Source organism: Pseudomonas sp. NFACC16-2 (genome assembly GCF_900119205.1).
Lineage (GTDB): Bacteria > Pseudomonadota > Gammaproteobacteria > Pseudomonadales > Pseudomonadaceae > Aquipseudomonas > Aquipseudomonas fluorescens_Q.
Window position 1 is genome coordinate 104,803 of sequence record NZ_FPIX01000009.1, and the last position, 22,430, is coordinate 127,232.

Here is a 22,430-nt window from a genome sequence, read left to right on the forward strand (position 1 = left end):
CCCGCAGCGACGGCGGGCTTTTTCAGCAAGCAATGAAGCCGATACTCAGATAGGGCGGCTGCCGTACTTGTTGTCAGGCTTCTTGGGCGGATCAGCGACCACGTTGGCCTCCACTTCCTGCACCTTACCGCCCCTGGCCAGGAATTCCTCCATGGCCTTGGCGAGCGCATCACGCTCCTTGTTCTTGGCCTCTACGCTCGGCAACTCGTCGACCGAAACGGCCGCCTTGGCCTTGCCTTTGGCGGTAGGAACCGGAACATCGGCCCCATCGTCGTCGGCAACGTCTTCCGCCGCCGCTTCAAGGCCTTCTTCGGTCTCGTCTTCGTCACCTACTTCGAGGTCGTCGTTTTCCAGATCATCGTCGCTCATGTTCTACCTCATGACTTGCGAAAAGCAGATTAGTTATAGCCCAGCTTCGCCATCTGTTCGAAGGCTGCCAGAAAAAATTCAACATCCGCCGGCAATCAGCGGTTATGCCCCTTCACCGTGCAAGGTGGCGAGGACTTTACGAGCACCGCCGTGATCACGGTGCTCGCCCAGATAAACACCTTGCCAGGTACCCAATGCCAGCCGCCCTGCCGTGACCGGCAGGCTGAGTTGACAACCGAGCACACTGGCCTTGAAGTGCGCCGGGAGGTCGTCCAGGCCTTCGTCGTTGTGCTCATAATCGGCGGTTCCTTGTGGGATCAGCCGATTGAAAAATCGTTCGAAGTCTCGACGTACCGCCGGATCGGCGTTCTCGTTGATGGTCAACGAAGCCGAGGTATGCTGCAGCCACAGATGCAACAGACCGACACGACACGCCTGGAGTTCAGGCAGGCCGGCAAGCAACTCGTCTGTCACCAGATGAAAGCCCCGAGGCCTTGCCCGCAGGGTTATCAGCGTCTGTTGCCACATACAGATCTCCGCACGTTCGGCGCGCATTCTAGCGCGCTCTGGGAAAAAACAAAGGGCCTAATATTCTTGCTTCGGTGTAAGCCTTTAGCGGTATAAAAACCCATGTCGCATCCACAACAAAAGGCGTCGGAAAAACCGGGGCGCCCTCTGAGCAATGACAAATTCCAGGCAAAAAAATGCCCGGCGAACCGGGCATTTTTTATTGCGTGTGCGTGTGCTTACAGATTGTAGCCACGTTCGTTGTGCTGGGCCAGGTCCAGGCCCACCGCTTCTTCTTCCTCGGTGACACGCAGCCCCATGACAGCGTCCAGGACCTTGAGGATGATGAAGGTGACGATTGCGGTGTAGACCACCGTGAAAGCCACACCCTTGAATTGAATCCACACTTGCGCACCGATATCGGTCACGGTGCCGAAGCCACCCAGGGCCGGTGCTGCGAACACACCGGTCAGGATCGCGCCGAGGATACCGCCGATGCCGTGTACGCCGAAGGCGTCCAGGGAATCGTCGTAGCCGAGTTTGCGCTTGAGGGTCGTGGCGCAGAAGAAGCACACCACGCCCGCTGCCAGGCCGATGACCAGGGCGCCCATCGGGCCCACGGTGCCGGCAGCCGGGGTGATGGCAACCAGGCCCGCCACGACGCCCGAGGCGATGCCCAGTGCGCTTGGCTTGCCGTGGGTGATCCACTCGGCAAACATCCAGCCCAGCGCCGCCGCAGCGGTCGCGATCTGGGTCACCAGCATCGCCATGCCGGCGGTGCCGTTGGCGGCGACGGCGGAACCGGCGTTGAAGCCGAACCAGCCGACCCACAGCATGGCCGCGCCCATCAAGGTGTAACCCAAGTTGTGCGGCGCCATTGGCGTGGTCGGGAAGCCTTTGCGCTTGCCCAACACCAGGCACGCCACCAGGCCTGCGATACCGGCGTTGATATGCACTACGGTGCCGCCAGCGAAGTCCAGTACGCCCCAGTCCCACAGCAGGCCGCCGTTACCGGACCAGACCATGTGGGCAATCGGTGCATACACCAGGGTGAACCACACGCCCATGAAGATCAGCATGGCGGAGAACTTCATCCGCTCGGCAAATGCGCCGACGATCAGGGCCGGGGTGATGATGGCGAAGGTCATCTGGAAGGTGATGAACACCGCTTCAGGGAACAGCGCCGCCGGGCCGGTCAGGCTGGCGGGTGTGACGCCCGCCAAGAAGGCTTTGCCGAAACCGCCGATAAAGGAATTGAAGTTGACGACGCCCTGCTCCATGCCGGTGGTGTCGAACGCAATGCTGTAGCCGTAGATGACCCACAGGATGCTGATCAGACCGGTAATGGCAAAGCACTGCATCATCACGGAAAGAAGGTTTTTCGACCGAACCATGCCGCCGTAGAACAGCGCCAGGCCGGGAATGGTCATGAACAGTACAAGAATCGTGGCCGTGAGCATCCAGGCGGTGTCGCCGGAGTTCAGGACTGGGGCTGCCGCTTCTTCTGCCATGGCCAGGCCAGGCATTGCGAAGGACAACAGGGCTCCTAGCCCTGCGAATTTACGCAGAGTCATATTGTTTTCTCCTGGGGCGTTGGGTTTGGCGGCTTAGATAGCGTCGGTATCGGTTTCGCCGGTACGGATGCGGATAGCCTGTTCCAGATTGACCACAAAGATCTTCCCGTCACCGATCTTGCCGGTGTTGGCGGCCTTGGTGATTGCCTCGATCACCCGGTCCAGATCCTTGTCGTCAATGGCGACATCGATCTTCACCTTGGGCAGGAAATCGACCACGTATTCCGCGCCGCGATACAGCTCGGTGTGACCCTTCTGCCGACCGAAGCCTTTGACCTCAGTAACGGTAATGCCCTGCACGCCGATCTCGGACAACGACTCGCGCACGTCGTCCAACTTGAACGGCTTGATGATGGCAGTGACTAGCTTCATGAAACTTTCTCCCGAATTGGTGGACTTGCCCCAGGAAAACAAACCCGACTCAAGTCTAAGCGCAGTGCCTGGCTTTGTAACGCGTCGTCGGCCCAAGTTGCCCGACAGGTGCCAGTTAACCGATCCTGACGAAACTCCCCGTTTCGCCTGCTGCACTGCATTCGTCACAGCGACTGCATCAGTGCATGGGTCATCAGCCTCTAAGCAGAAACCTTGCCATCTGCATCAAACCCTCTGATTTCAGTCTCTTGGCCACCTGCTCGACGTGCGTTGTGCCATGAACCGCAGCGATACGCACAACAACAGTGCAGCAACGCCCAGACCCATGCGCGAAAAGCGTGCATCCCTGGCTTGCGAATTGACTATAGACACTGCGTGATACACTGCCCGTCATTGTTTTCAGGACACCTGCCATGCTTGCGCCCAAAGACCTCCTCGACGCCCTGAGCGGCCACGCCTCCCGCCTCTTGAGTGGGGACACCCCCCTGCCAAAAAGCGAAATCGAAAGCCAGTTCAAAGCCCTGCTGCAAAGCGGCTTCAGCAAACTGGACCTGGTAAGCCGGGAAGAATTCGACAGCCAGATGGTCGTGCTGGCCCGGACCCGAGCGCGGCTGGAAAGCCTGGAGGCGAAGGTCGCAGAGCTTGAGGCGAAGATGAATCCATCTATCGAATAACGTGTACCCCTGTAGGAACTGCCGAAGGCTGCGATATTTTGATCGCTATCCTTTCCAACATCCCGGCAAAATCCTACAAGCCTCAGCGCCTCCGTCCGATTGCGCCGCCATGTCCAGGTTCCTAAGCTCGCTCGATGCTGAACATTCAGCACCGGGTTTGGCGACCCGAGCAGCTTAAGGCGCACACTATCCGACGGCGGACTTCCTTTCCGCCACATCGAGTCATGGCGGTTGTGCGTGGGAGACCCTCGGGTCTGCCGGGTTCCTTTTGCTCCGGTTCGCCAACCCGCGCACAACTGCCACCCAATCGTTTGGCGACGATTGATGGCAGCCCTTAAGCAAAAGGAGCTGTTCAATGAATCACGATGACGCTTATCTGATCCCCCACGTCTTCATCCGTCACAAGCTGCACCTCCATGCCCTGCTACTGCAAAACCAACCCTGGTTCAGCGCTCGCGATCTGGGCCGGTTCCTTCGGCTTTTTCTTGATGACCGAGCGCTACGCAAACTCGATCCTGACCAATACCAAAATTTACAAATGCTTATTCACGGCACTATCGAGAACGTACTGCTGATCAGCGAATCCGGTATCTATGCGTTACTGATCTATCACTATTGCCCCGAATATCGTGGCCTGCGGGAATGGCTCACTCACGACGTAGTCCCAGCTCTAAGAGACGCGCAACAGTTAGCACCAGCCGAACGCCCAATTCTGAGCGTGCTGAACTGGCCAAATATGTCTTTGAATTTACTGCACTGGAATAACCAGCCTTGGATTCGGTTGCAGGATGTTCCGCAATTGCTGCCGTATGAGGAGCAACCACGGAATGCGGTTAATCCTCCATGGTGGAAGCGTGCTTCGCGCGCGCTGCAGTTTTTTTAGTTTGGTCAATGATGATCATGAAAACCCTTCGATTTGGTGGAGTTCCATTGGGTTACCGAGGTCCCTCACCGATCCAGGCTCGCTCCTACAAGGAGAAGCTCCCGCGGCTGATTACCTCGGCGATCCTGCATCTCTTACGATTCAGCGACGCCAAGAGTCCAGAGGAAACCAAATGAGCCTCCAGAAATACAAACCAAATCGGGATAAAGAGCTATACCACGATAAATGCCTCAGCCTGGCGTCGCACAGGCTCCGCGCGTATTACATCGCTGGTTGCCAAACTGCTTGCATCTGATATCAATGTGCAACGATCAAACCTCAACGCGCGCATACCTCACAGGGACCGTTATGGCAGCACCAGACTTCCGCCTCATAGCCTCAGCGAACAGTGACCAAAGCGGTCATTTCGACGACATCGGCGCAATAGGAAAGACAATCACTCCAGAGATAGTCATCGCCCTATGCGGACCCATGGGGACTCCCTTGCACGATGTTGCACAGACTTTCCAAGACTTACTGCTCGGCAATGATTATAGCTACGAAAAAGTTAACATTATCCGACTGAGTGACGAAATTCGTAAGCAGAAAGCACTGACCGGCGAGAAATCCATTCTTAAGCTGATTGAGGCAGGAAATGAGCTTCGTGCTGAGTATGGCAACGAAATCCTGGCTCGCTTTGCAATTAGACGGATCACCTTGGAGCGCGAGGAAGCCCAGCAAGCATCGGAAAAAAATCGCGAGCCCGATTTATTCGAAGATGCAGAATCAGCGGTCATCCCTAAGGTGACTGTTCGCTACTGTCACATCATCGACTCGATCAAACATATCGATGAGCTGAAGCTGTTGCGGTCTATCTATGGAGATATGCTCCACGTCGTGGGAGTGTACTCGCCCATTGAGATGCGCATTGCCAGGCTTGAACGCTCCAAAGGCCCGGGAGATCACATCCACGATCTGATCGACAGAGACTCTGGAGAGGAAATAGACCACGGTCAGCGAGTCGAAGACACGTTTCCCCAAGCTGACTTTTTCCTGCGCGTGGAAAAGACTACAGACACACATCGTAAAGGGCGGGTAAACGCTTTCTCGACCTCATGTTGGGGACGGTGATTGCGACCCCAACCCTGAATGAACGGGCCATGTATACGGCATTCTCAGCCGCACGGAATTCAGCGTGCCTTTCGCGACAGGTCGGCGCCGCTATCACCAGTGCTGATGGGGAGATCCTAGCCACCGGATGGAACGATGTACCCAAAGCTTTCGGTGGGCTCTATCAGACAGAAACATACGGTAGCTCACCCGATGAAGACCGGCGCTGCTGGAACCTTGGGGGCGGCTTTTGCTCCAACGACCAAGAAAAAAGAGCCATTTCCAATGCGATAGTCGATCTCTTGACCAGCGAAGGCCTCATCGAAGAGGCCAAACGAGATCAGGTCTACCAAGTCATCCGCAAGAAGTCGCAGTTGAAGAGTTTGATTGAGTTTTCGCGCGCTGTGCACGCGGAAATGCATGCATTGTTAAGTGCTGGCGGTACTGATGGAGGGAAGATCCGGGGCGGGAAGCTATTCGTCACCACCTATCCCTGCCACTCTTGCGCTCGACACATCGTTGCAGCAGGAGTCCGGGAGGTTTACTTCTTGGAACCATACAGAAAGAGCCTTGCTACCAAGCTCCATGAGGATGCTATAACTGAAAATGAAAACGAGACAGATAAGGTCAGAGTGATGCCCTTTGACGGTGTGGCCCCCTCAAGATTCCTGCGCTTTTTCTCCGCTCACCCCAAAGGCCGGAAAAACGCAGAGGGAAATATGCATACCAGGGAAGCCCATCCCGTCGCCTTCGTTACAATAGAGGCCATTCCGACCCTTGAATCTCTCATCGTACAGGGACTATCCTCCCGCGGCATTTAAGGTCATCTGGTGAGCTGCTAGCAGCAGTGGAGAATTTTATGAAGAACGTTGACGAGTCTGGTAAACCAGAAGTCGGAATACAGTTGGCGCTCACCTTTGATTCCTTCGATTCCAAGGACCAGTCGTACCTGCCGGTACCAGCGTTCATTGAATCTGCGAAAGTGTTCCGCCTCACTGAGAACAAGGTGATAGCGTTTCCCAAGCAACGGATTTCCTCCGCTGAAGCAGGTTTAATCGCAAGGATCTTGCACAGAACCAGACATTTCGTCTGAGACCCTTATTGCTTTTACATGTGACTCAAGCGCGGCGCTCGACCTGCTCCCCCGGTTATCCGCAGAGCCTGTAACACTTCGTGTCCTAGGCCTCGATCTGACAGCTCAACCATCCGCCGCCCGCTGAGACGGGTCCAAGGCCAGTGCCAGCGGCAGCTCCAGGATAAAGAGCGCGCCCTGGCCCGGCCCCGCGCTCTGCGCCGTCAGATCGCCGCCCATCTCGTGCGCCGCCAGAATGCAGCTGTGCAAACCAAAGCCGTGGCCGTCGACACGCGTGGTGAAGCCGTGCTCGAACACCCGCGCGAGATTGTCCTGCGCAATCCCCTCGCCATTGTCCTGGACCTCGACCCACACGCGCCCATCGTCAACGACCTTCAGGCGCAGGATGATCTGCGGTGGCCGGTTCACACCGGCGTCCAGCGCCTGCTTGGCGTTGTTGATCAGATTCACCAGGATCTGCAGCACGCGGTGCTTGTCCAGTGGCATTTGCGGTATATCGCTGAACTCCTTGATCAGCGTGATGTGGTGACGAGCCAGGGACACATCGCAAATGCGCACGACATCCTCGACCAGCTCACGCAACGATCCCGGCTCCAGCACGCTGGCGTTGCCGGCGTAGGATTGCTGGGTGGCGACGATTTCCTTGATGTGGTCGATGCGGCGGGTCAACTGCGCCAACTCGGCTATCATGCCCTGCTGCTCGACGGCCAGCGCGTCGGCCAGCTTGTCGAGATAGTCCGGTAGCGCGCGACCTTTCGGGTCGCTGCTGATGAAGTCACCGAGGTCATCGGGATGCTCCTTCATCAGCTGGGCAACCTTGGCCACCCCGGGCCCCTTGGAGGTGTGCACCTTCTCGTACAGGACCTGGGCTGACACATTGACGCTGTTGAGCACATTGCCAACGTTGTGCAGCACATTGGTGGCGATCTCCGCCATGCCGGCGCGGCGGGCGGTGGTGACCAGTTCAGCCTGGGCCTCGCGCAACTCGTCGTTGACCTTGGCCAGTTGCTGCGGGCTGGGGATCTTCAGGGCCGCCGGCACCAGCCGGACCAGCAGGATGGCGGTAATCACCGAGGCAATCGCGGTGATGACCTTGACCAGCGCCATCAACCAGTAATAAGGCTGCCAGATGGTCAGGATCTCCATCACATGGCTGGTCCCGCAGGCCAGGATAAACACGCCAAAGGCCGCGAGCATCCAGTCAAACGGCACGTCTTTGCGCTTGTGGATAAAGTACAGGAGCGTGAATGGGATGGTGACGTAGGACAGGGCGATCAAGCCATCGGCGATCACATTCGTCCACAGCAGATCCGGACGCCACATGTAGCAATGCCCGTGGGGCATGAAGCGCTTGTCGGTTAACAAAGCCAGCAAATCGTCCATGGCCACTTCCTCGTTGTGCCGTTGATACCGCCAAATGTCGACTGGGCAAATCGGAGTCTAGCAGCGGGCCCTTCCCGGGCATTTTGCGTGGACAGGCGAGACGGTGATATGCGCTACCGCATCGCGCTTGTCGCCCTCGGCCGTCACTCGCTGTCGAAACATCCTGCCAAATTTTCCCCCTTCAATTGCCGCGCCCAAGCTCATCCCCAAGACTAACCTTCCAGAGCCGCAGGACGCGGCGCCCTATTCACTCAAGGAATGATTCATGTCGCTTGCCATCGTCCACAGCCGCGCCCAAGTAGGGGTCGAGGCGCCTGCCGTTACCGTTGAAGTCCACCTGGCCAATGGCTTGCCGTCGCTGACGATGGTTGGCCTGCCGGAGGCGGCGGTGAAGGAAAGCAAGGACCGGGTGCGCAGCGCGATCATCAATTCGGGCCTGAGCTTTCCAGCGCGGCGCATCACCCTGAACCTGGCGCCGGCGGATCTGCCCAAGGACGGCGGGCGGTTCGACCTGGCGATTGCCCTGGGCATCCTGTCGGCCAGTGTGCAGGTGCCAACCCTGACACTGGACGACGTCGAGTGTCTCGGTGAGTTGGCCTTGTCCGGCGCGGTGCGCCCGGTGCGCGGGGTACTGCCAGCGGCGCTGGCGGCGCGCAAGGCCGGACGCATGCTGGTGGTGCCGCGGGCCAATGCCGAAGAGGCCTGCCTGGCCTCGGGGTTGAAGGTGATCGCCGTGGACCATCTGCTCGAAGCAGTGGCCCACTTCAATGGGCACACACCGGTCGAGCCTTTCGTTTCCAATGGGCTGCTCTCGGCCAGCAAGCCCTACCCCGACCTGAATGAAGTACAGGGCCAGGCCGGGGCCAAGCGTGCCCTGCTGATCGCTGCCGCGGGGGCACATAACCTGTTGTTCAGCGGACCACCGGGCACCGGCAAGACCTTGCTGGCAAGCCGTCTGCCCGGGCTGCTGCCGCCCCTGGCCGAGAGCGAGGCCCTTGAGGTGGCGGCGATTCAGTCGGTTGCCAGTTGCGTGCCGCTGAGCCACTGGCCGCAGCGGCCGTTTCGCCAGCCCCATCACTCGGCTTCCGGCCCAGCACTGGTGGGTGGCGGGTCGAAACCACAACCCGGGGAAATAACCCTCGCCCACCATGGCGTGCTGTTTCTCGACGAGTTGCCGGAGTTCGACCGCAAGGTGCTGGAAGTCTTGAGAGAACCGCTGGAATCAGGGCACATCGTGGTGTCCCGCGCCCGTGATCGAGTACGGTTTCCGGCACGCTTCCAACTGGTGGCGGCGATGAACCCCTGCCCCTGTGGATATCTTGGCGAACCCAGCGGTCGCTGCTCCTGCACACCGGACATGGTGCAGCGCTACCGCAACAAGTTGTCCGGTCCGTTGCTGGACCGTATCGACCTGCACTTGACCGTGGCCCGGGAAGCCACCGCACTTAACCCGAAGAGCACAACGGGCGAGGACACGGCCACCGTCGCCGAACGAGTGGCCGAGGCCCGGGAACGCCAACAACGACGCCAGGGTTGCGCCAATGCCTTCCTGGATCTGCCGGGCCTGCGCCGGCATTGCAAGTTATCCACAGCCGACGAAACCTGGCTGGAAACCGCCTGCGAGCGGCTGACCTTGTCGCTGCGTGCCGCCCATCGCCTGCTCAAGGTCGCCCGGACATTGGCCGACCTGGAACAAACGGCAAGCATCCGCCGGGAGCATCTGGCCGAAGCGTTGCAGTATCGGCCTGCTACACCCTGATCACGGCTTGGTCAGGTCCACCAGCGGCGTATCGCGCACTTCGGTTTTCTGACCGTTCTGGATGGCGTCGATGCGCTTGAGCGCCGTATCCACAGCGCCCTTGTCCGCCAACAGGCTGTAGCGGATCTGGAACTGCTTGTGCTCTTTCGGCGCGATGGTGGGGACCAGGCCCAGGGGCCGCTGATACCGGCGGTTATAGGAAAAACTGGTGCCTGGCTCCAGCCCGGTCACGTAGCCCTGGCCTTGGGTATCGGTGTTTTTCCACAGGGAGAACACGGGCAACGTGCTGGTGTTGAAGCCTACCGACACACCGAGGCTGCCGGCCTTGTTGTGCAGCACGGTGAGGGTGTCGCCCTTGGCGTCAGCGTAGGGCACGACGTTATAGACGGTTTCGTCATAATCCTTGGTCGGGGCTCGGTAGGTTTGCCAATCCGGCAAATCGCCCTTGGCCTTGTCGTTGAACGGCGAGACCTGCTTGACTGGTGCCGCGAAACGAGCGCCCTGCTCCAGCAAAGGCGTGCTGAAATTGCTGTGATAGAGCGCTTGGTATTCCTTCGGGTAATCGCCGTTGTTGGTCAGTGTGTCGCTGAGCGCGAACGTCACACTGCCGGGCTCGGTGACCAGTTCGGTCTGTACCGAAAAGTCGACCTTCTTGAACGCCTGCTCCTTCAACTCGCCCCGCAGGGTGATGGCGTAAGGCGGTTTTTCATCAATGTGCAACGTGACTTTGTTGGCAGGAATATTAGCGGCGCGACCATGCAGGGTCAGCAGCTCACCGTTGTCCATGCCGGGATGGCCGACCCACTCGTAGCCGCAACGGGTGACCAGTTCATTGAAGCCTTCAAGCCAACCCAGGCCACCACGGCCGTTGAGTTCGATAAAGGCCGGGTTGACTACTTCCTTGACCGGCGAGTCCCAGCCCATGCGTACGCTGCCAACCGAGGCCTGCAACACATTCATGCCGCGGGTCGGGACGACTGAAAGCTTGAGGGTGCCATTGTCGATATCGACGATGCTGACGCCTTCCTGCCGGCCGCCGTGCAGGGTGCGCATCGTCACGGAAAAGGGCTTGCCGGTTTTCACACCGAGTTGCTGGCTGGTGATTTGCCAGGGTTGAGCGGCTTTATCCGTATCCAGCAGGACGTAGTCCCAAGCCATCGCATGGGAGGCAGCGCCCAAGGCGCCAAGGGTGATGAGGAGTTTGAGCGGAGTCATGGTCACGACCTTTTATTGGAGTTGTGCGGTTTTTATAGACTTGAAGAAACGTTTCAGCAAGCTTAAAAACAGCAATATCCCTAAAAAATAGCGACACCAGGGTGGTAGCTTTCGTGGGAGCGAGCTTGCTCGCGATAGCGGTGGATCAGATTGAGATGATGTTGGCCGGGCGGTCGTCATCGCGAGCAAGCTCGCTCACAGGGGTATGGGCGAGCTTGCTCATGACGGGACGCTTCAGCGGAACCGATCAACCTCTTGGCGCAGGTCCTGCGCCAGTTTCTCCAGTTCCTTGGCGGTGAGTGCCAGGTTCGAGACCACTTCGCGCTGTTCGCTGTTGGCCATGGCGATGCTTTGCAGGTTACTGCTGAGCAGGGTCGCAGTGCTGCTTTGTTCCTGGGTGGCGGTGGTGATCGCCGCAAACTGCTGGCCCGCCGAACGGCTCTGCTCATCGATTCGGGCCAGGGCCGTGGCCACGTTGGCGTTGCGCGAAAGGCCTTCTTGCATCAACAGGTTGCCCTGCTCCATCGTGCTGATGGCATTGCCGGTTTCCTGCTGGATGCTATTGATCATGCTGGAAATTTCGTCAGTAGCCTGGCGAGTGCGAGAAGCCAGGCTGCGGACTTCATCGGCCACCACGGCGAAACCACGGCCCTGCTCGCCTGCGCGGGCGGCTTCGATGGCGGCGTTCAAGGCCAGCAGATTGGTCTGCTCGGCGATCGAGGTGATCACACCCACGATGCCGCCGATTTCCTGGGAACGCTGGCCCAAGGTATTGATGACCGTGGCCGTACTGTTCAGCGCACCGGCAATTTGCTCCAGGGACGACGACGCTTCGTCCATCGAGGTTCGGCCAATGCGGGTTTGCTGGGCGTTTTCCTGGGCCAGGCGCTCGGTGTTGCCCATGTTGTCGGCAATGTTCAATGAGGTCGCACTGAACTCTTCCACCGCGCCGGCCATGCTGGTGATTTCGCCGGATTGCTGCTCCATGCCTTCATACGCCCCGCTGGACAACCCGGACAGCGCCTGGGCACGGCTGTTGACCTCCTGGGAGGCCTTGCGGATGTGCTCGACCATGGTCGACAAGGCCTGGCTCATCTGGTTGAAGGCACGGGCCAACTGACCGATCTCATCATGGCTCGACACGTTCAGGCGCACGCTCAGGTCACCGGCGCCCAAGGCTTCGGCCTGGCGCACCAGGTCCCCCAGCGGCGCCAGTTTGCTGCGCAGCAACCACATCGCCGAGCCGACCGCCAACAACATCGCCAGCAGGCTGCCAATGGCCAGTTGCGTACCGACGCTCCAGGTCACGGCGCGAATCTCGGTTTTGGGCATGCTCGCCACCACCGCCCACGGCCCACCTTCGAACGGTACGGCAACGCTGTAGAAATCTTCGGCGGTATCGGTCCAGAACGCGCCTTTGCCCGGCTTTTTGATCAGACCCGTGATGGTTGCGGTAGCGTTGTCCAGCGCCTGCACGCCGGCCGGCGGTACCAGCCATTTGTTTTGTTCGTCCAGCAGCGCCAGGGAACCGGTCTGGCCGATACGGAAGCGCTTGAGGTTCTCGAACTGCGCGTTCTGCGCATCGGTGTAGTCGAAACCTACGTACAGCACGGCAATGATCTTGCCGCTGCTGTCGCGTACGGGCGTGTACTGCGACATGTAGAAGCGTCCAAACAGCAAGGCTCGGCCAATGTAGCTCTGCCCGCTGATCACCGGACCATAGGCAGGGCCGGCGCGGTCGAGCACGGTACCAATGGCCCGCGTACCGTCCTGCTTGCTGACCGAGGTACTGACGCGAATGAAATCGTCGCCACTGCGCACGAAAACCGTGGCAACCCCGGCGGTCATCGCTTTGAAGTCATCCACTTCCTTGAAGTTGTTATTTAACACTTCGCCGCCCAAGCTCAAGCCTGGGGTTTGTACGCCCGCCACCGTCACCGGCTGGTCCGGATGCACGCTCAGCCCCGCGCTGAAGCGTTTCTCGAACAGACCCGCCAAGCGCTGGGTGCTCTCGCGCAAGGTGCTGTGGAACGTATTGAGCTGATCGGCCATCAGGCGCGCTTCGCTGGCCAGGTGTTCTTCACGGGTAGCGAGGTTGGCAGCGTCCAGCGAACGCAGGGCAAAGACGGTACTGCCGGAGATCACGACCGCCAATATCACAGCGAGCGCAAGGCCTAGCTGTGAGGCGATCCGGGCACGGGGTTGAGACATGACGGCTCCTGGCCGAGAGACCGGATCATCCTGATCACGCTCGCACGCTCGGCATTTTATTCGGGTGAGGTGTAAGTAGACCCTTTCTGAACGAGGGTTCCATGTTCACGGATTCGGCGGCAAAGCCAAATACTTGAGCGGCCTGGAAGGATTAACATCAAGTGGCCAGCACGCCAACTGCAACGTTTCAGCCCAGACGCTGCACATCAGGTAATTGCATGGCCTTCACCTCACCTTGGAGGAAGTCGCTGAGCCGGCGCAAACGTTCACCTCCCGGCCGGGTTTTCGGCCAGACCAGGTAATAGTGTTCACCGCTGGCGACAGCCGTTGGCCATGGCAGGCTCAGGCGCCCCTGGGCGACGTCTTCAGCCACCATCAGCAGATCGCCCATGGAGACCCCATAGCCGCGTGCTGCCGCGATCATGCCCAGCTCCAGGGTATCGAATACCTGCCCGCCTTTGAGCGAGACCTTGTCGGACAGCCCCATGCGTTGCAGCCAGTTGCGCCAGTCCCGGCGATCTGGCGTGGGGTGCAGCAATTCAGCGCTGGCCAACCGCGCCACATCCCAGGGCTGGTCGTTCAACAGGTTCGGCGCGCCCACCGGGATCAATTCCTCGGGAAACAGCAAACTGGCCTCCCAGTCTGCCGGAAAATGCCCGTTGCCCAGTAATACGGCGCAATCGAAGGGCTCGACGTTGAAGTCCACCGAGTCGACGTCCATCCAGGCACTGGTCAGTTGCACCTCGTTGCCGGGCTGCAAATGCCGGAAGCGACTCAAGCGCGCCAACAACCAGCGCATGGTCAGCGTGGAAGGCGCCTTCATGCGCAAGATGCCATCCTCACCATGCAAGGTATGGCAAGCCCGCTCCAGCGCCATGAAGCCCTCACGTACGCCCGGCAACAGTAACCGTGCGGCCTCGGTCAATTGCAGGTTGCGGCCGCTGCGCAGGAACAGCCGACAGGCAAAGTGATCTTCCAGCGTGCGTATGTGCCGGCTGACGGCGCTCTGGGTAATCGACAGCTCTTCAGCGGCGCGGGTGAACGAGCTGTAGCGCGCCGCGGCTTCGAATGCCCGCAGCGCATAAAGAGGAGGAAGACGACGAGACATCGCAAAAGCTCCATGGCGTTGTTTGCAAACCCTACCAGAAACGCGTCCAGCATGAGTTTTAATCATGCCAGCGATCTTTTTTATCCCTTTGTGCAATCCGCCGAGAGCGCCGAGAATCGTTGCTTTACTGCCTTGTTTGAACATGGAGCGTGATGATCATGCGGCATCCGGTGCGTACCGAACTCTGGGCCCTCCTGCGGCTGGCGGGGCCGTTGATTGCCTCGCAGTTGGCGCACATGCTGATGGTGCTCACCGACACCGTGATGATGGCGCGCCTGAGCCCCGAAGCCTTGGCCGGCGGTGGGCTTGGGGCGGCCACCTATTCGTTCGTGTCGATCTTCTGCATCGGCGTGATCGCTGCGGTGGGCACGCTGGTCGCGATCCGCCAGGGCGCAGGCGATGTCGAAGGCGCCACCCGGTTGACCCAGGCCGGGTTATGGCTGGCCTGGCTGATGGCGCTGATGGCCGGGTTGCTGTTGTGGAATCTCAAGCCAGTGCTGCTGATGTTCGGCCAGACCGAAACCAACGTGCTGTCCGCCGGACAGTTCCTGCTGGCGCTGCCGTTCGCCCTGCCCGGCTACTTGAGCTTCATGGCCCTGCGCGGTTTCACCAGCGCCATCGGCCGGGCCACACCGGTCATGGTGATCAGCCTCGGCGGCACCGTGGCCAACTTCCTGCTCAACTACGCGCTCATCACCGGAATGTTCGGCCTGCCGAAACTCGGCCTGATGGGGATCGGCCTGGTCACGGCCATCGTTGCCAACTGCATGGCCCTGGCGCTGGCCTGGCATATCCATCGGCACCCGGCCTACCGCGCCTATCCATTGCTCGAAGGCCTGTCGCGGCCCAATCGCCAGTACCTCAAGGAACTGTGGCGCCTGGGCCTGCCGATTGGCGGTACCTACGCGGTGGAGGTCGGGCTGTTTGCGTTCGCCGCGCTGTGCATGGGCACCATGGGCAGCACGTCGTTGGCAGCCCACCAGATCGCGCTGCAAATCGTCTCGGTGGCGTTCATGGTGCCGGCCGGGATGTCCTACGCCATCACCATGCGCATCGGCCAGCACTACGGTGCCGGGCAACTGTTGATGGCACGCCTGGCCGGTCGGGTCGGCATTGGCTTTGGCGCGGCCGCCATGTTGGCGTTCGCCATGGTGTTCTGGCTGCTGCCCCATCAATTGGTCGGCTTGTTCCTGGACCACGACGACCCGGCGTTCCGCGATGTGATCAACCTGGCTGTGAGCCTGCTGGCGGTGGCGGCGTGGTTCGAGCTGTTCGATGGCACGCAAACCATCGCCATGGGCTGCATTCGCGGGCTCAAGGACGCCAAGACCACCTTCCTGGTGGGCCTGGGTTGCTATTGGCTGATCGGCGCGCCGGCGGCGTGGTGGATGGCGTTCCACCTGAACTGGGGGCCGACCGGCGTCTGGTGGGGCCTGGCCCTGGGGCTGGCCTGCGCGGCCGTGAGCCTGACAGCGGCGTTTGAATGGAAAATGAAGCGGATGATTCGCAGCGAGCCCGGACGGCAGCGTTTCGAGGCCATCCAGGCCAAGTGAGATTCCCATGTGGGAGCGGGTTTGTGTCAGCTGATTTCCAGCATCGACTGCTGATCACCCTCGAACGTCAAGTACTCAACCAACTCCGGCAACGGCAGCGGCTTGCTGATCAGGAAACCCTGCACCTGGTCGCAACCGAAGCCGCATAGCAGGTCCAGTTGTTCCTGGGTTTCCACCCCTTCGGCCACCACTTCCAGATTGAGGTTGTGCGCCAGGTTGATCATCGCGTGCACCAGTTTGCGGTTCTCTTCGCGCTGCTCCATGCCACCGACGAAGCTCTTGTCGATCTTGAGCAAGGCGATCGGCAGGCTGTTGAGATGCACGAACGAGGAGAACCCAGTGCCGAAGTCGTCCAGGGAGAAGCGCACCCCCAGGCGGCCCAGGGCATCCATGGTCTGCTTGACCAGTTCGCTGCGGCGCATGACGGCGGTTTCGGTGAGTTCGAACTCCAGCCATTGCGCCTCGACACCCCGCTCGGCAATCAGCCGGCTCAGGGTCGGCAGCAACTGGCTGTCCTGGAACTGTCGGAACGACAGGTTGACCGCCATGTGCAACGGCGCCAGCCCACGCTCGCGCAGGGCCTGCATGTCCCGCAGCGCCCGGGAAATTACCCAGTAGCCCAGCGGCACGATCAGGCCGCTCTGTTCGGCCAGCGGCACGAACTCACTCGGTGGCAGCAAGCCACGTTCGCCGTGACGCCAGCGTACCAACGCTTCGAGGCCGACAATGTGGCCGCCATCGAGGTTCAGCCGTGGCTGGTAATGCAGTTCCAACTCGTCACGGCGCAGTGCCCGGCGCAGTTCGCTTTCCAGGTCGGCGAGGCTGCGGGCGTTGCGATTGATGCGCTCGTTGAAGATATGAAAGGTGCAGCCCTGGGTGCTCTTGGCCTGCTGCATGGCGATGTGGGCGTGCCACATCAGCGGATCGGCGCCGGCCTGGGCGCGAGCATGGGCAACGCCCAGGCTGCAGCCGATCAGCAAGCTTTCACCGTCCACCCAATAGGGTTCGGCCAAGGCTTCGGTAATACGCTCGGCCATCCACTCGGCCCGCTGTGGTGCGCGGCGGGTATCGATCAGCAGGGCAAATTCATCACTGCCCAACCGCGCCAATTGATCGCCGGCCTCGAGCGAGCTCTTGAGCCGCGACACCACTTGCAGGATCAAGCGGTCACCGGCCTGGTGGCCGAGGGCGTCGTTGGCGTGACGAAAGTTGTCCAGGTCCAGGTGACCGAGCGCCAGGCCACGGCCGTCGTTTTCCGCCAGACGCGCCGCCAGCAGCGTCTGGAAACCCTGGCGATTGGCGATGCCCGTCAATGGGTCCTGTTCGGCGAGGCGCTGCAAGGTGTTTTCCAGCACGCCGCGTTCGCGCACATGGCGCAGGCAACGACGCAGGGTCGCGCTGTCGAGGACATCACGCACCAACCAGTCGCTGACACCGTCGGGGGCAACCGCCGGCTCGTGCTCAAGCAACAGGATCGTCGGCAGGCTGCAACGGCCCGGCGCCGGCTGCAACGCCGTAACGGTCAGCAACACCGCGTTGCGATTATCTTCGAACAGGCTGCTGACTGACTCCCAGCTCGGGGCGCTGATCAACACGACCGAGGGCCCCAAGGGCGCCAGGCACTCGCGCAATATTGCTGACCACGCAGGCTCTTGGGCCAATAACAGCAAACGCAAGGGTTCGACAGGCGTTGACAAGCTGACTCCCTAGACTCTGCAAGGTGGTAGGCGCCGGGCATTATGACGCGCCGATGGGCAATGACCAATGCCAATGGTTCTCAAACACGCGGCTTTGGTGGTTTTTTTCCACTCCAAATCCTGCGCAGGACGCAATTGGCCCCACATCCTGCGTGAAAGTAGCAGAAGCGGCAAATGACAATGCGCTATGCGTCACAAGTCGGACAGAGCAGCACAATTCTCAGAGCCTGTTAAAATGCCGGCCCATTTCGCAAACGACTCCCTGACTCTGTCATGTCCCGACTCAATCCCCGGCAGCAAGAAGCCGTGAACTATGTCGGCGGCCCTCTTTTGGTGCTCGCCGGTGCAGGCTCCGGCAAGACCAGCGTAATCACCCGCAAGATCGCGCACCTGATCCAGAATTGTGGCATCCGCGCCCAGTACATCGTCGCCATGACCTTCACCAACAAGGCCGCCCGGGAAATGAAGGAACGGGTCGGCGGCCTGCTGCGCGCCGGCGAAGGCCGTGGCCTGACGGTCTGCACGTTCCACAACCTGGGCCTGAACATCATCCGCAAGGAACACGCGCGGCTGGGCTACAAGCCGGGCTTCTCGATTTTCGACGAGACCGACGTCAAGGCCCTGATGACCGACATCATGCAGAAGGAATACTCGGGCGACGACGGCGTGGATGAGATCAAGAACATGATCGGCGCCTGGAAAAACGACCTGATCCTGCCGCCACAAGCCCTGGAAAACGCCCGCAACCCCAAGGAACAGACCGCCGCCATCGTCTACGCCCACTACCAGCGCACGCTCAAGGCGTTCAACGCGGTGGACTTCGACGACCTGATCCTGTTGCCGGTCAAGCTGTTCCAGGACCACGCCGACATCCTCGAGAAATGGCAGAACAAGGTCCGCTACCTGCTGGTGGACGAATACCAGGACACCAACGCCAGCCAGTACTTGCTGGTGAAGCTGCTGATCGGCAAACGCAACCAGTTCACCGTGGTGGGCGACGACGACCAGTCGATCTATGCCTGGCGCGGCGCGCGGCCGGAAAACCTGATGCTGCTCAAGGATGACTATCCGTCGCTCAAAGTGGTGATGCTGGAGCAGAACTACCGCTCCACCAGCCGCATCCTGCGCTGTGCCAACGTGCTGATTTCCAACAACCCCCACGAGTTCGAAAAACAACTGTGGAGCGAGATGGGCCACGGCGACGAGATCCGTGTGATCCGTTGCCGCAACGAAGATGCCGAAGCCGAGCGCGTGGCCATGGAAATCCTCAGCCTGCACCTGCGCACCGACCGGCCGTACAGCGACTTCGCGATCCTGTACCGCGGCAACTACCAGGCCAAGCTGATCGAGCTGAAACTGCAGCACCACCAGATTCCTTATCGCCTGTCGGGGGGCAACAGCTTTTTCGGACGCCAGGAAGTGAAGGACCTGATGGCCTACTTCCGCCTGATCGTGAACCCGGACGACGACAACGCCTTCCTGCGGGTGATCAACGTGCCGCGCCGGGAAATCGGTTCGACCACCCTGGAAAAACTCGGCAACTACGCCACCGAGCGCAAGATCTCGATGTACGCCGCCACCGATGAAATCGGCCTGGGCGAGCACCTGGACAGCCGTTTTACCGATCGCCTGGCGCGCTTCAAGCGCTTCATGGACAAGGTTCGCGAACAGTGCGCCGGGGAAGATCCGATTTCAGCACTGCGCAGCATGGTCATGGACATCGACTACGAGAACTGGCTGCGTACCAACAGCTCCAGCGACAAGGCCGCCGACTACCGCATGAGCAACGTCTGGTTCCTGATCGAGGCGTTGAAGAACACCCTGGAAAAAGACGAAGACGGCGACATGACGGTCGAGGACGCCATCGGCAAACTCGTCTTGCGCGACATGCTCGAGCGCCAGCAGGAAGAAGAGGACGGCGCCGAAGGTGTGCAGATGATGACGCTGCACGCCTCCAAGGGCCTGGAATTCCCCTACGTGTTCATCATGGGCATGGAAGAAGAAATCCTGCCGCACCGCTCCAGCATCGAGGCCGACACCATCGAGGAAGAACGGCGCCTGGCCTATGTAGGGATTACCCGGGCCCGCCAGACGCTGGCCTTCACCTTCGCCGCCAAGCGCAAGCAGTACGGCGAAGTGATCGACTGCGCCCCGAGTCGTTTTCTCGATGAGCTGCCGCCGGATGACCTGGCCTGGGAAGGCAACGACGACACGCCGACGGAAGTCAAAGTCGTCCGGGGAAACAGCGCCTTGGCTGACATACGAGCGATGTTAAAGCGCTAGAATCGACTACTTTTTTCACCGACTTCAGGCGCTGCAAGCGTCATTAGAGGAGGCTTCATGGAAGCCCTGCACCAGAAAATCCGCGAGCAAGGCATCGTGCTTTCCGACCAGGTTCTGAAAGTCGACGCATTTCTCAACCACCAGATCGACCCGCAGCTGATGAAGCTGATCGGCGACGAATTCGCCGCGCTGTTCAAGGATTCGGGCATCACCAAGATCGTCACCATCGAAGCCTCGGGCATTGCCCCGGCGATCATGACCGGGCTGAACCTGGGCGTACCGGTGATCTTCGCCCGCAAGCAACAATCCCTGACCCTGACGGAGAACCTGCTGTCGGCCACCGTGTATTCGTTTACCAAGAAAACCGAAAGCACCGTCGCCATCAGCCCGCGTCACCTGACGAGCAGCGACCGGGTGCTGATCATTGATGACTTCCTGGCCAACGGCAAGGCCTCCCAAGCGCTGATCTCCATCATCAAGCAGGCTGGCGCCACCGTGGCAGGCTTGGGGATCGTGATCGAGAAGTCATTCCAGGGCGGTCGTGCGGAACTGGATGCCCAGGGCTATCGGGTTGAATCGTTGGCGCGGGTGAAGTCGTTGGCCGGTGGGGTTGTGACCTTCATCGAATAACCCTGTGCCTCCTGTGGGAGCAAGCTCGCTCCCACAGGAGTTTTAGGGTGTTCGCGATAGCGCAGTAGCCTTGAGCCCCGCCAGCAACAACCGCTGAAACAACTCCTCCTTCAGCCCTTCAGGGCTGCTCAGCTGCATCCGCCCCAAATGCCCGGCGAACTCCCAGGGCTCCGGAGCATCGAGGGCGGCCTTGCCCAGCTCCAGGATCTCGGCGAGCTTGAACTTGCTCTTGAGCCAGTTCAGCGCCCGCAACAGGTCCCGCTCGACCTCATCGAAATCACACCCCAGCGGGTATTCGGGAAACAGATTCGGATGGCGTGCCTGGATCGCCTGCAAGCGCTCCGATGTATTGTCGGCAAAGCGCGGGTCGAGACGGAAATCCTTCGGCAACTTGCCAGCACTTTGCGCCTGCTCGATCAATCCGGGCTGGAAGCGTGAATCGCTGATGTTCAGCAGCGCCTCGATCACCGCCGCATCGGTCTTGCCGCGCAGGTCGGCGATGCCGTACTCGGTCACCACGATGTCGCGCAAGTGCCGGGGAATCGTGCAATGTCCGTATTCCCAGACGATATTGGAGCTGATCTCGCCCCCGGCCTCACGCCAACTGCGCAGCAGCAGGATCGAACGCCCGCCCTCCAGCGCATGGCCCTGGGCAACGAAATTGTACTGCCCGCCCACGCCGCTGAGCACCCGTCCGTCTTCCAGCTGATCGGCCACCCCGGCCCCCATCAGGGTCATGGTGAAGACCGTGTTGATGAAGCGGGCGTCGAGGCGCTGCAGGCGCTTGAGCTGTTCCTGGCCGTAGAGCTCGTTGATGTAACTGATGCGCGTCATGTCGAATTCGAGAAGACGGCTGTGCGGCAACTCGCGCAGGCGCTCATAAAAACTGCGCGGCCCGAGGAAAAATCCGCCGTGTACGCAAATGCCGTCAGGTTGCGCCGCCTCGTCGAGGGTGCCGGCGTTGGCCCGTTCCTGGGTCGGAACGTCGGGATAGACCTTGCGCCGGACGATTCCGGCCTCGGCCAGCACCAGCAAACCATTGACGAACATTTCACTGCAACCGTACAGCCCTTTGGCAAATGGCTCGACCCCGCCTTCACGCTCGATCAATTGTGCCCACTGGCTGAGGTTCAGATCGGCCAGCAACGCCTGGTAGCCGGCGTTATCGGCCTGGCGCGCCAATAGCGCCGCGGTCAATGCATCGCCCATGGAACCGATGCCGATCTGCAGCGTACCGCCGTCGCGCACCAAAGTACTGGCGTGCAGGCCGATCAGATGATCCTGAAACCCCACCGGCATGTTCGGCGTGGAAAACAACGTGTGGCTGTCCTTCTCGTCGATCAACAGGTCGAAGGCGTCGATGCCGACTTCCGCGTCGCCCGGCATGTAGGGCAAATCGTTGTGCACCTGGCCGACCAGGAGGATGGTCTCCCCGGCCGCCCGCCGCTTGGCGATCATCGGCAGCAGGTCGAGGGTGATATCCGGGTTGCAGCTCAGGCTCAGGCGATCCGGATGCTCAGGATCGCTCGCCACCAACTGCGCCACCAGGTTCAAGCCGGCAGCGTTGATGTCCCGGGCAGCATGGCTGTAGTTGCTGCTGACATAGTCCTGCTGGGCTGAGGCGCTGTGCAGCAGGCTGCCGGGTTGCATGAAGAACTGCTCGACTCGTATGTTGGGTGGCAGGCTGTCCTGATGCAGGTCGGCCAGGTAATCCAGTTCGGGGTAGTCGCCGAAGACCCGTTCGACAAAGGGCTCGAGGAAGCGCTTCTGCAGACCATCGCCCAGTTTCGGTCGGCCCAGGCTCAGGGCCGTGTAGATGGTCAACTGCCGCTCGGGCAGTTGTGCAATGCGCCGGTACAGCGCGTTGGCGAACAGGTTGGGTTTGCCCAGCCCCAAGGGCATGCCCAGGTGAATATGCGCGGGCAGGCGCTCAAGCACCTCGTCCACCGCCTGTTCGATTGAACACAACTGCACCATCGGACCCTCCTGGACACTCCATGAATGTGGGTTGGACCGAGCTTGCCGGGTCT

Annotated in this window: 19 protein-coding genes and 1 pseudogene; 9 read left to right on the top strand and 11 right to left on the bottom strand. The window is 60.3% G+C overall.

Translation table 11 applies throughout. From position 1 onward, the window contains the following. Positions 1-45 precede the first annotated feature (45 nt). The 4 genes from sutA to glnK form a co-directional block, all read right to left on the bottom strand. A complete protein-coding gene (gene sutA, locus BT116_RS10500) occupies positions 46-369 on the bottom strand; it encodes a transcriptional regulator SutA (protein WP_003206813.1) in 324 nt (107 codons plus the stop codon). A gap of 102 nt (positions 370-471) precedes the next feature. Further along, positions 472-897: a secondary thiamine-phosphate synthase enzyme YjbQ gene (locus BT116_RS10505; RefSeq protein WP_072343198.1), complete on the bottom strand. Its 426-nt coding sequence runs from the start codon at positions 895-897 to the stop codon at positions 472-474. A 218-nt stretch (positions 898-1,115) separates the two neighbouring features. Beyond that, positions 1,116-2,450, bottom strand: a complete 1,335-nt coding sequence (locus BT116_RS10510; RefSeq protein WP_072343071.1) for an ammonium transporter — start codon at positions 2,448-2,450, stop codon at positions 1,116-1,118. A 33-nt stretch (positions 2,451-2,483) separates the two neighbouring features. Further along, positions 2,484-2,822 (bottom strand): P-II family nitrogen regulator, encoded by a 339-nt coding sequence (glnK, locus tag BT116_RS10515; protein ID WP_002555808.1) that lies wholly within the window; start codon positions 2,820-2,822, stop codon positions 2,484-2,486. Positions 2,823-3,235: 413 nt separating this feature from the next. Here glnK and BT116_RS10520 point away from each other — a divergent pair, with 413 nt between their 5' ends. From BT116_RS10520 to BT116_RS10540, 5 genes are all read left to right on the top strand, one after another. After that, positions 3,236-3,496 (top strand): accessory factor UbiK family protein, encoded by a 261-nt coding sequence (locus tag BT116_RS10520; protein WP_072343074.1) that lies wholly within the window; start codon positions 3,236-3,238, stop codon positions 3,494-3,496. Between the two features lie 355 nt (positions 3,497-3,851). Then, entirely contained in the window at positions 3,852-4,379 is a 528-nt protein-coding gene (locus BT116_RS10525; RefSeq protein ID WP_072343077.1) for a BRO-N domain-containing protein, read from the top strand. A 348-nt stretch (positions 4,380-4,727) separates the two neighbouring features. Further along, positions 4,728-5,489, top strand: coding sequence for a nucleoside/nucleotide kinase family protein (locus BT116_RS31225; RefSeq protein ID WP_072343080.1), 762 nt, complete (start codon positions 4,728-4,730; stop codon positions 5,487-5,489). A 29-nt stretch (positions 5,490-5,518) separates the two neighbouring features. Next, on the top strand, positions 5,519-6,289 hold the full coding sequence (locus tag BT116_RS31230; protein ID WP_072343083.1) for a deaminase: 771 nt from the start codon (positions 5,519-5,521) through the stop codon (positions 6,287-6,289). A 38-nt stretch (positions 6,290-6,327) separates the two neighbouring features. After that, the gene (locus tag BT116_RS10540) at positions 6,328-6,561 is read left to right on the top strand and encodes a hypothetical protein (RefSeq protein WP_072343086.1); all 234 of its coding nucleotides are present in this window, start codon (positions 6,328-6,330) and stop codon (positions 6,559-6,561) included. A 105-nt stretch (positions 6,562-6,666) separates the two neighbouring features. Here BT116_RS10540 and BT116_RS10545 read toward each other — a convergent pair whose 3' ends face one another. Beyond that, positions 6,667-7,944, bottom strand: coding sequence for a sensor histidine kinase (locus BT116_RS10545; protein WP_072343089.1), 1,278 nt, complete (start codon positions 7,942-7,944; stop codon positions 6,667-6,669). 265 nt (positions 7,945-8,209) lie between these two features. Between BT116_RS10545 and BT116_RS10550 the strand changes: the two genes are divergently transcribed. Beyond that, positions 8,210-9,703: a YifB family Mg chelatase-like AAA ATPase gene (locus BT116_RS10550; protein ID WP_072343091.1), complete on the top strand. Its 1,494-nt coding sequence runs from the start codon at positions 8,210-8,212 to the stop codon at positions 9,701-9,703. Here the strand turns inward: BT116_RS10550 and BT116_RS10555 are convergent, their stop codons facing one another. From BT116_RS10555 to BT116_RS10565, 4 genes and pseudogenes are all read right to left on the bottom strand, one after another. Beyond that, positions 9,704-10,918 carry an aldose 1-epimerase family protein gene (locus BT116_RS10555; RefSeq protein WP_072343094.1) on the bottom strand — a complete coding sequence of 405 codons (1,215 nt, stop codon included), beginning with the start codon at positions 10,916-10,918 and terminating at the stop codon, positions 9,704-9,706. Between the two features lie 234 nt (positions 10,919-11,152). Further along, a complete protein-coding gene (locus tag BT116_RS31780; RefSeq protein WP_371856973.1) occupies positions 11,153-12,013 on the bottom strand; it encodes a methyl-accepting chemotaxis protein in 861 nt (286 codons plus the stop codon). Between the two features lie 42 nt (positions 12,014-12,055). After that, positions 12,056-13,129 (bottom strand): annotated as a pseudogene (locus BT116_RS31785) (Cache 3/Cache 2 fusion domain-containing protein); the annotation flags it as partial. 187 nt (positions 13,130-13,316) lie between these two features. After that, positions 13,317-14,237 carry a LysR substrate-binding domain-containing protein gene (locus tag BT116_RS10565; RefSeq protein WP_063323822.1) on the bottom strand — a complete coding sequence of 307 codons (921 nt, stop codon included), beginning with the start codon at positions 14,235-14,237 and terminating at the stop codon, positions 13,317-13,319. A 158-nt stretch (positions 14,238-14,395) separates the two neighbouring features. Here BT116_RS10565 and BT116_RS10570 point away from each other — a divergent pair, with 158 nt between their 5' ends. Further along, positions 14,396-15,790 (top strand): NorM family multidrug efflux MATE transporter, encoded by a 1,395-nt coding sequence (locus BT116_RS10570; RefSeq protein ID WP_063325198.1) that lies wholly within the window; start codon positions 14,396-14,398, stop codon positions 15,788-15,790. A gap of 26 nt (positions 15,791-15,816) precedes the next feature. Here BT116_RS10570 and BT116_RS10575 read toward each other — a convergent pair whose 3' ends face one another. Beyond that, a complete protein-coding gene (locus BT116_RS10575) occupies positions 15,817-17,487 on the bottom strand; it encodes a putative bifunctional diguanylate cyclase/phosphodiesterase (RefSeq protein ID WP_072343100.1) in 1,671 nt (556 codons plus the stop codon). Between the two features lie 273 nt (positions 17,488-17,760). On the opposite strand from BT116_RS10575, the gene rep reads away from it, so the two are divergent. Both rep and BT116_RS10585 read left to right on the top strand, forming a co-directional pair. After that, a complete protein-coding gene (gene rep / locus BT116_RS10580; RefSeq protein ID WP_072343103.1) occupies positions 17,761-19,770 on the top strand; it encodes a DNA helicase Rep in 2,010 nt (669 codons plus the stop codon). Between the two features lie 57 nt (positions 19,771-19,827). Next, positions 19,828-20,400, top strand: coding sequence for a xanthine phosphoribosyltransferase (locus BT116_RS10585; RefSeq protein WP_018602593.1), 573 nt, complete (start codon positions 19,828-19,830; stop codon positions 20,398-20,400). A gap of 42 nt (positions 20,401-20,442) precedes the next feature. On the opposite strand, the gene BT116_RS10590 is transcribed toward BT116_RS10585, so the two are convergent. After that, positions 20,443-22,377 (bottom strand): acetyl-CoA hydrolase/transferase C-terminal domain-containing protein, encoded by a 1,935-nt coding sequence (locus BT116_RS10590; RefSeq protein WP_072343106.1) that lies wholly within the window; start codon positions 22,375-22,377, stop codon positions 20,443-20,445. Between the last annotated feature and the right edge of the window lie 53 nt (positions 22,378-22,430).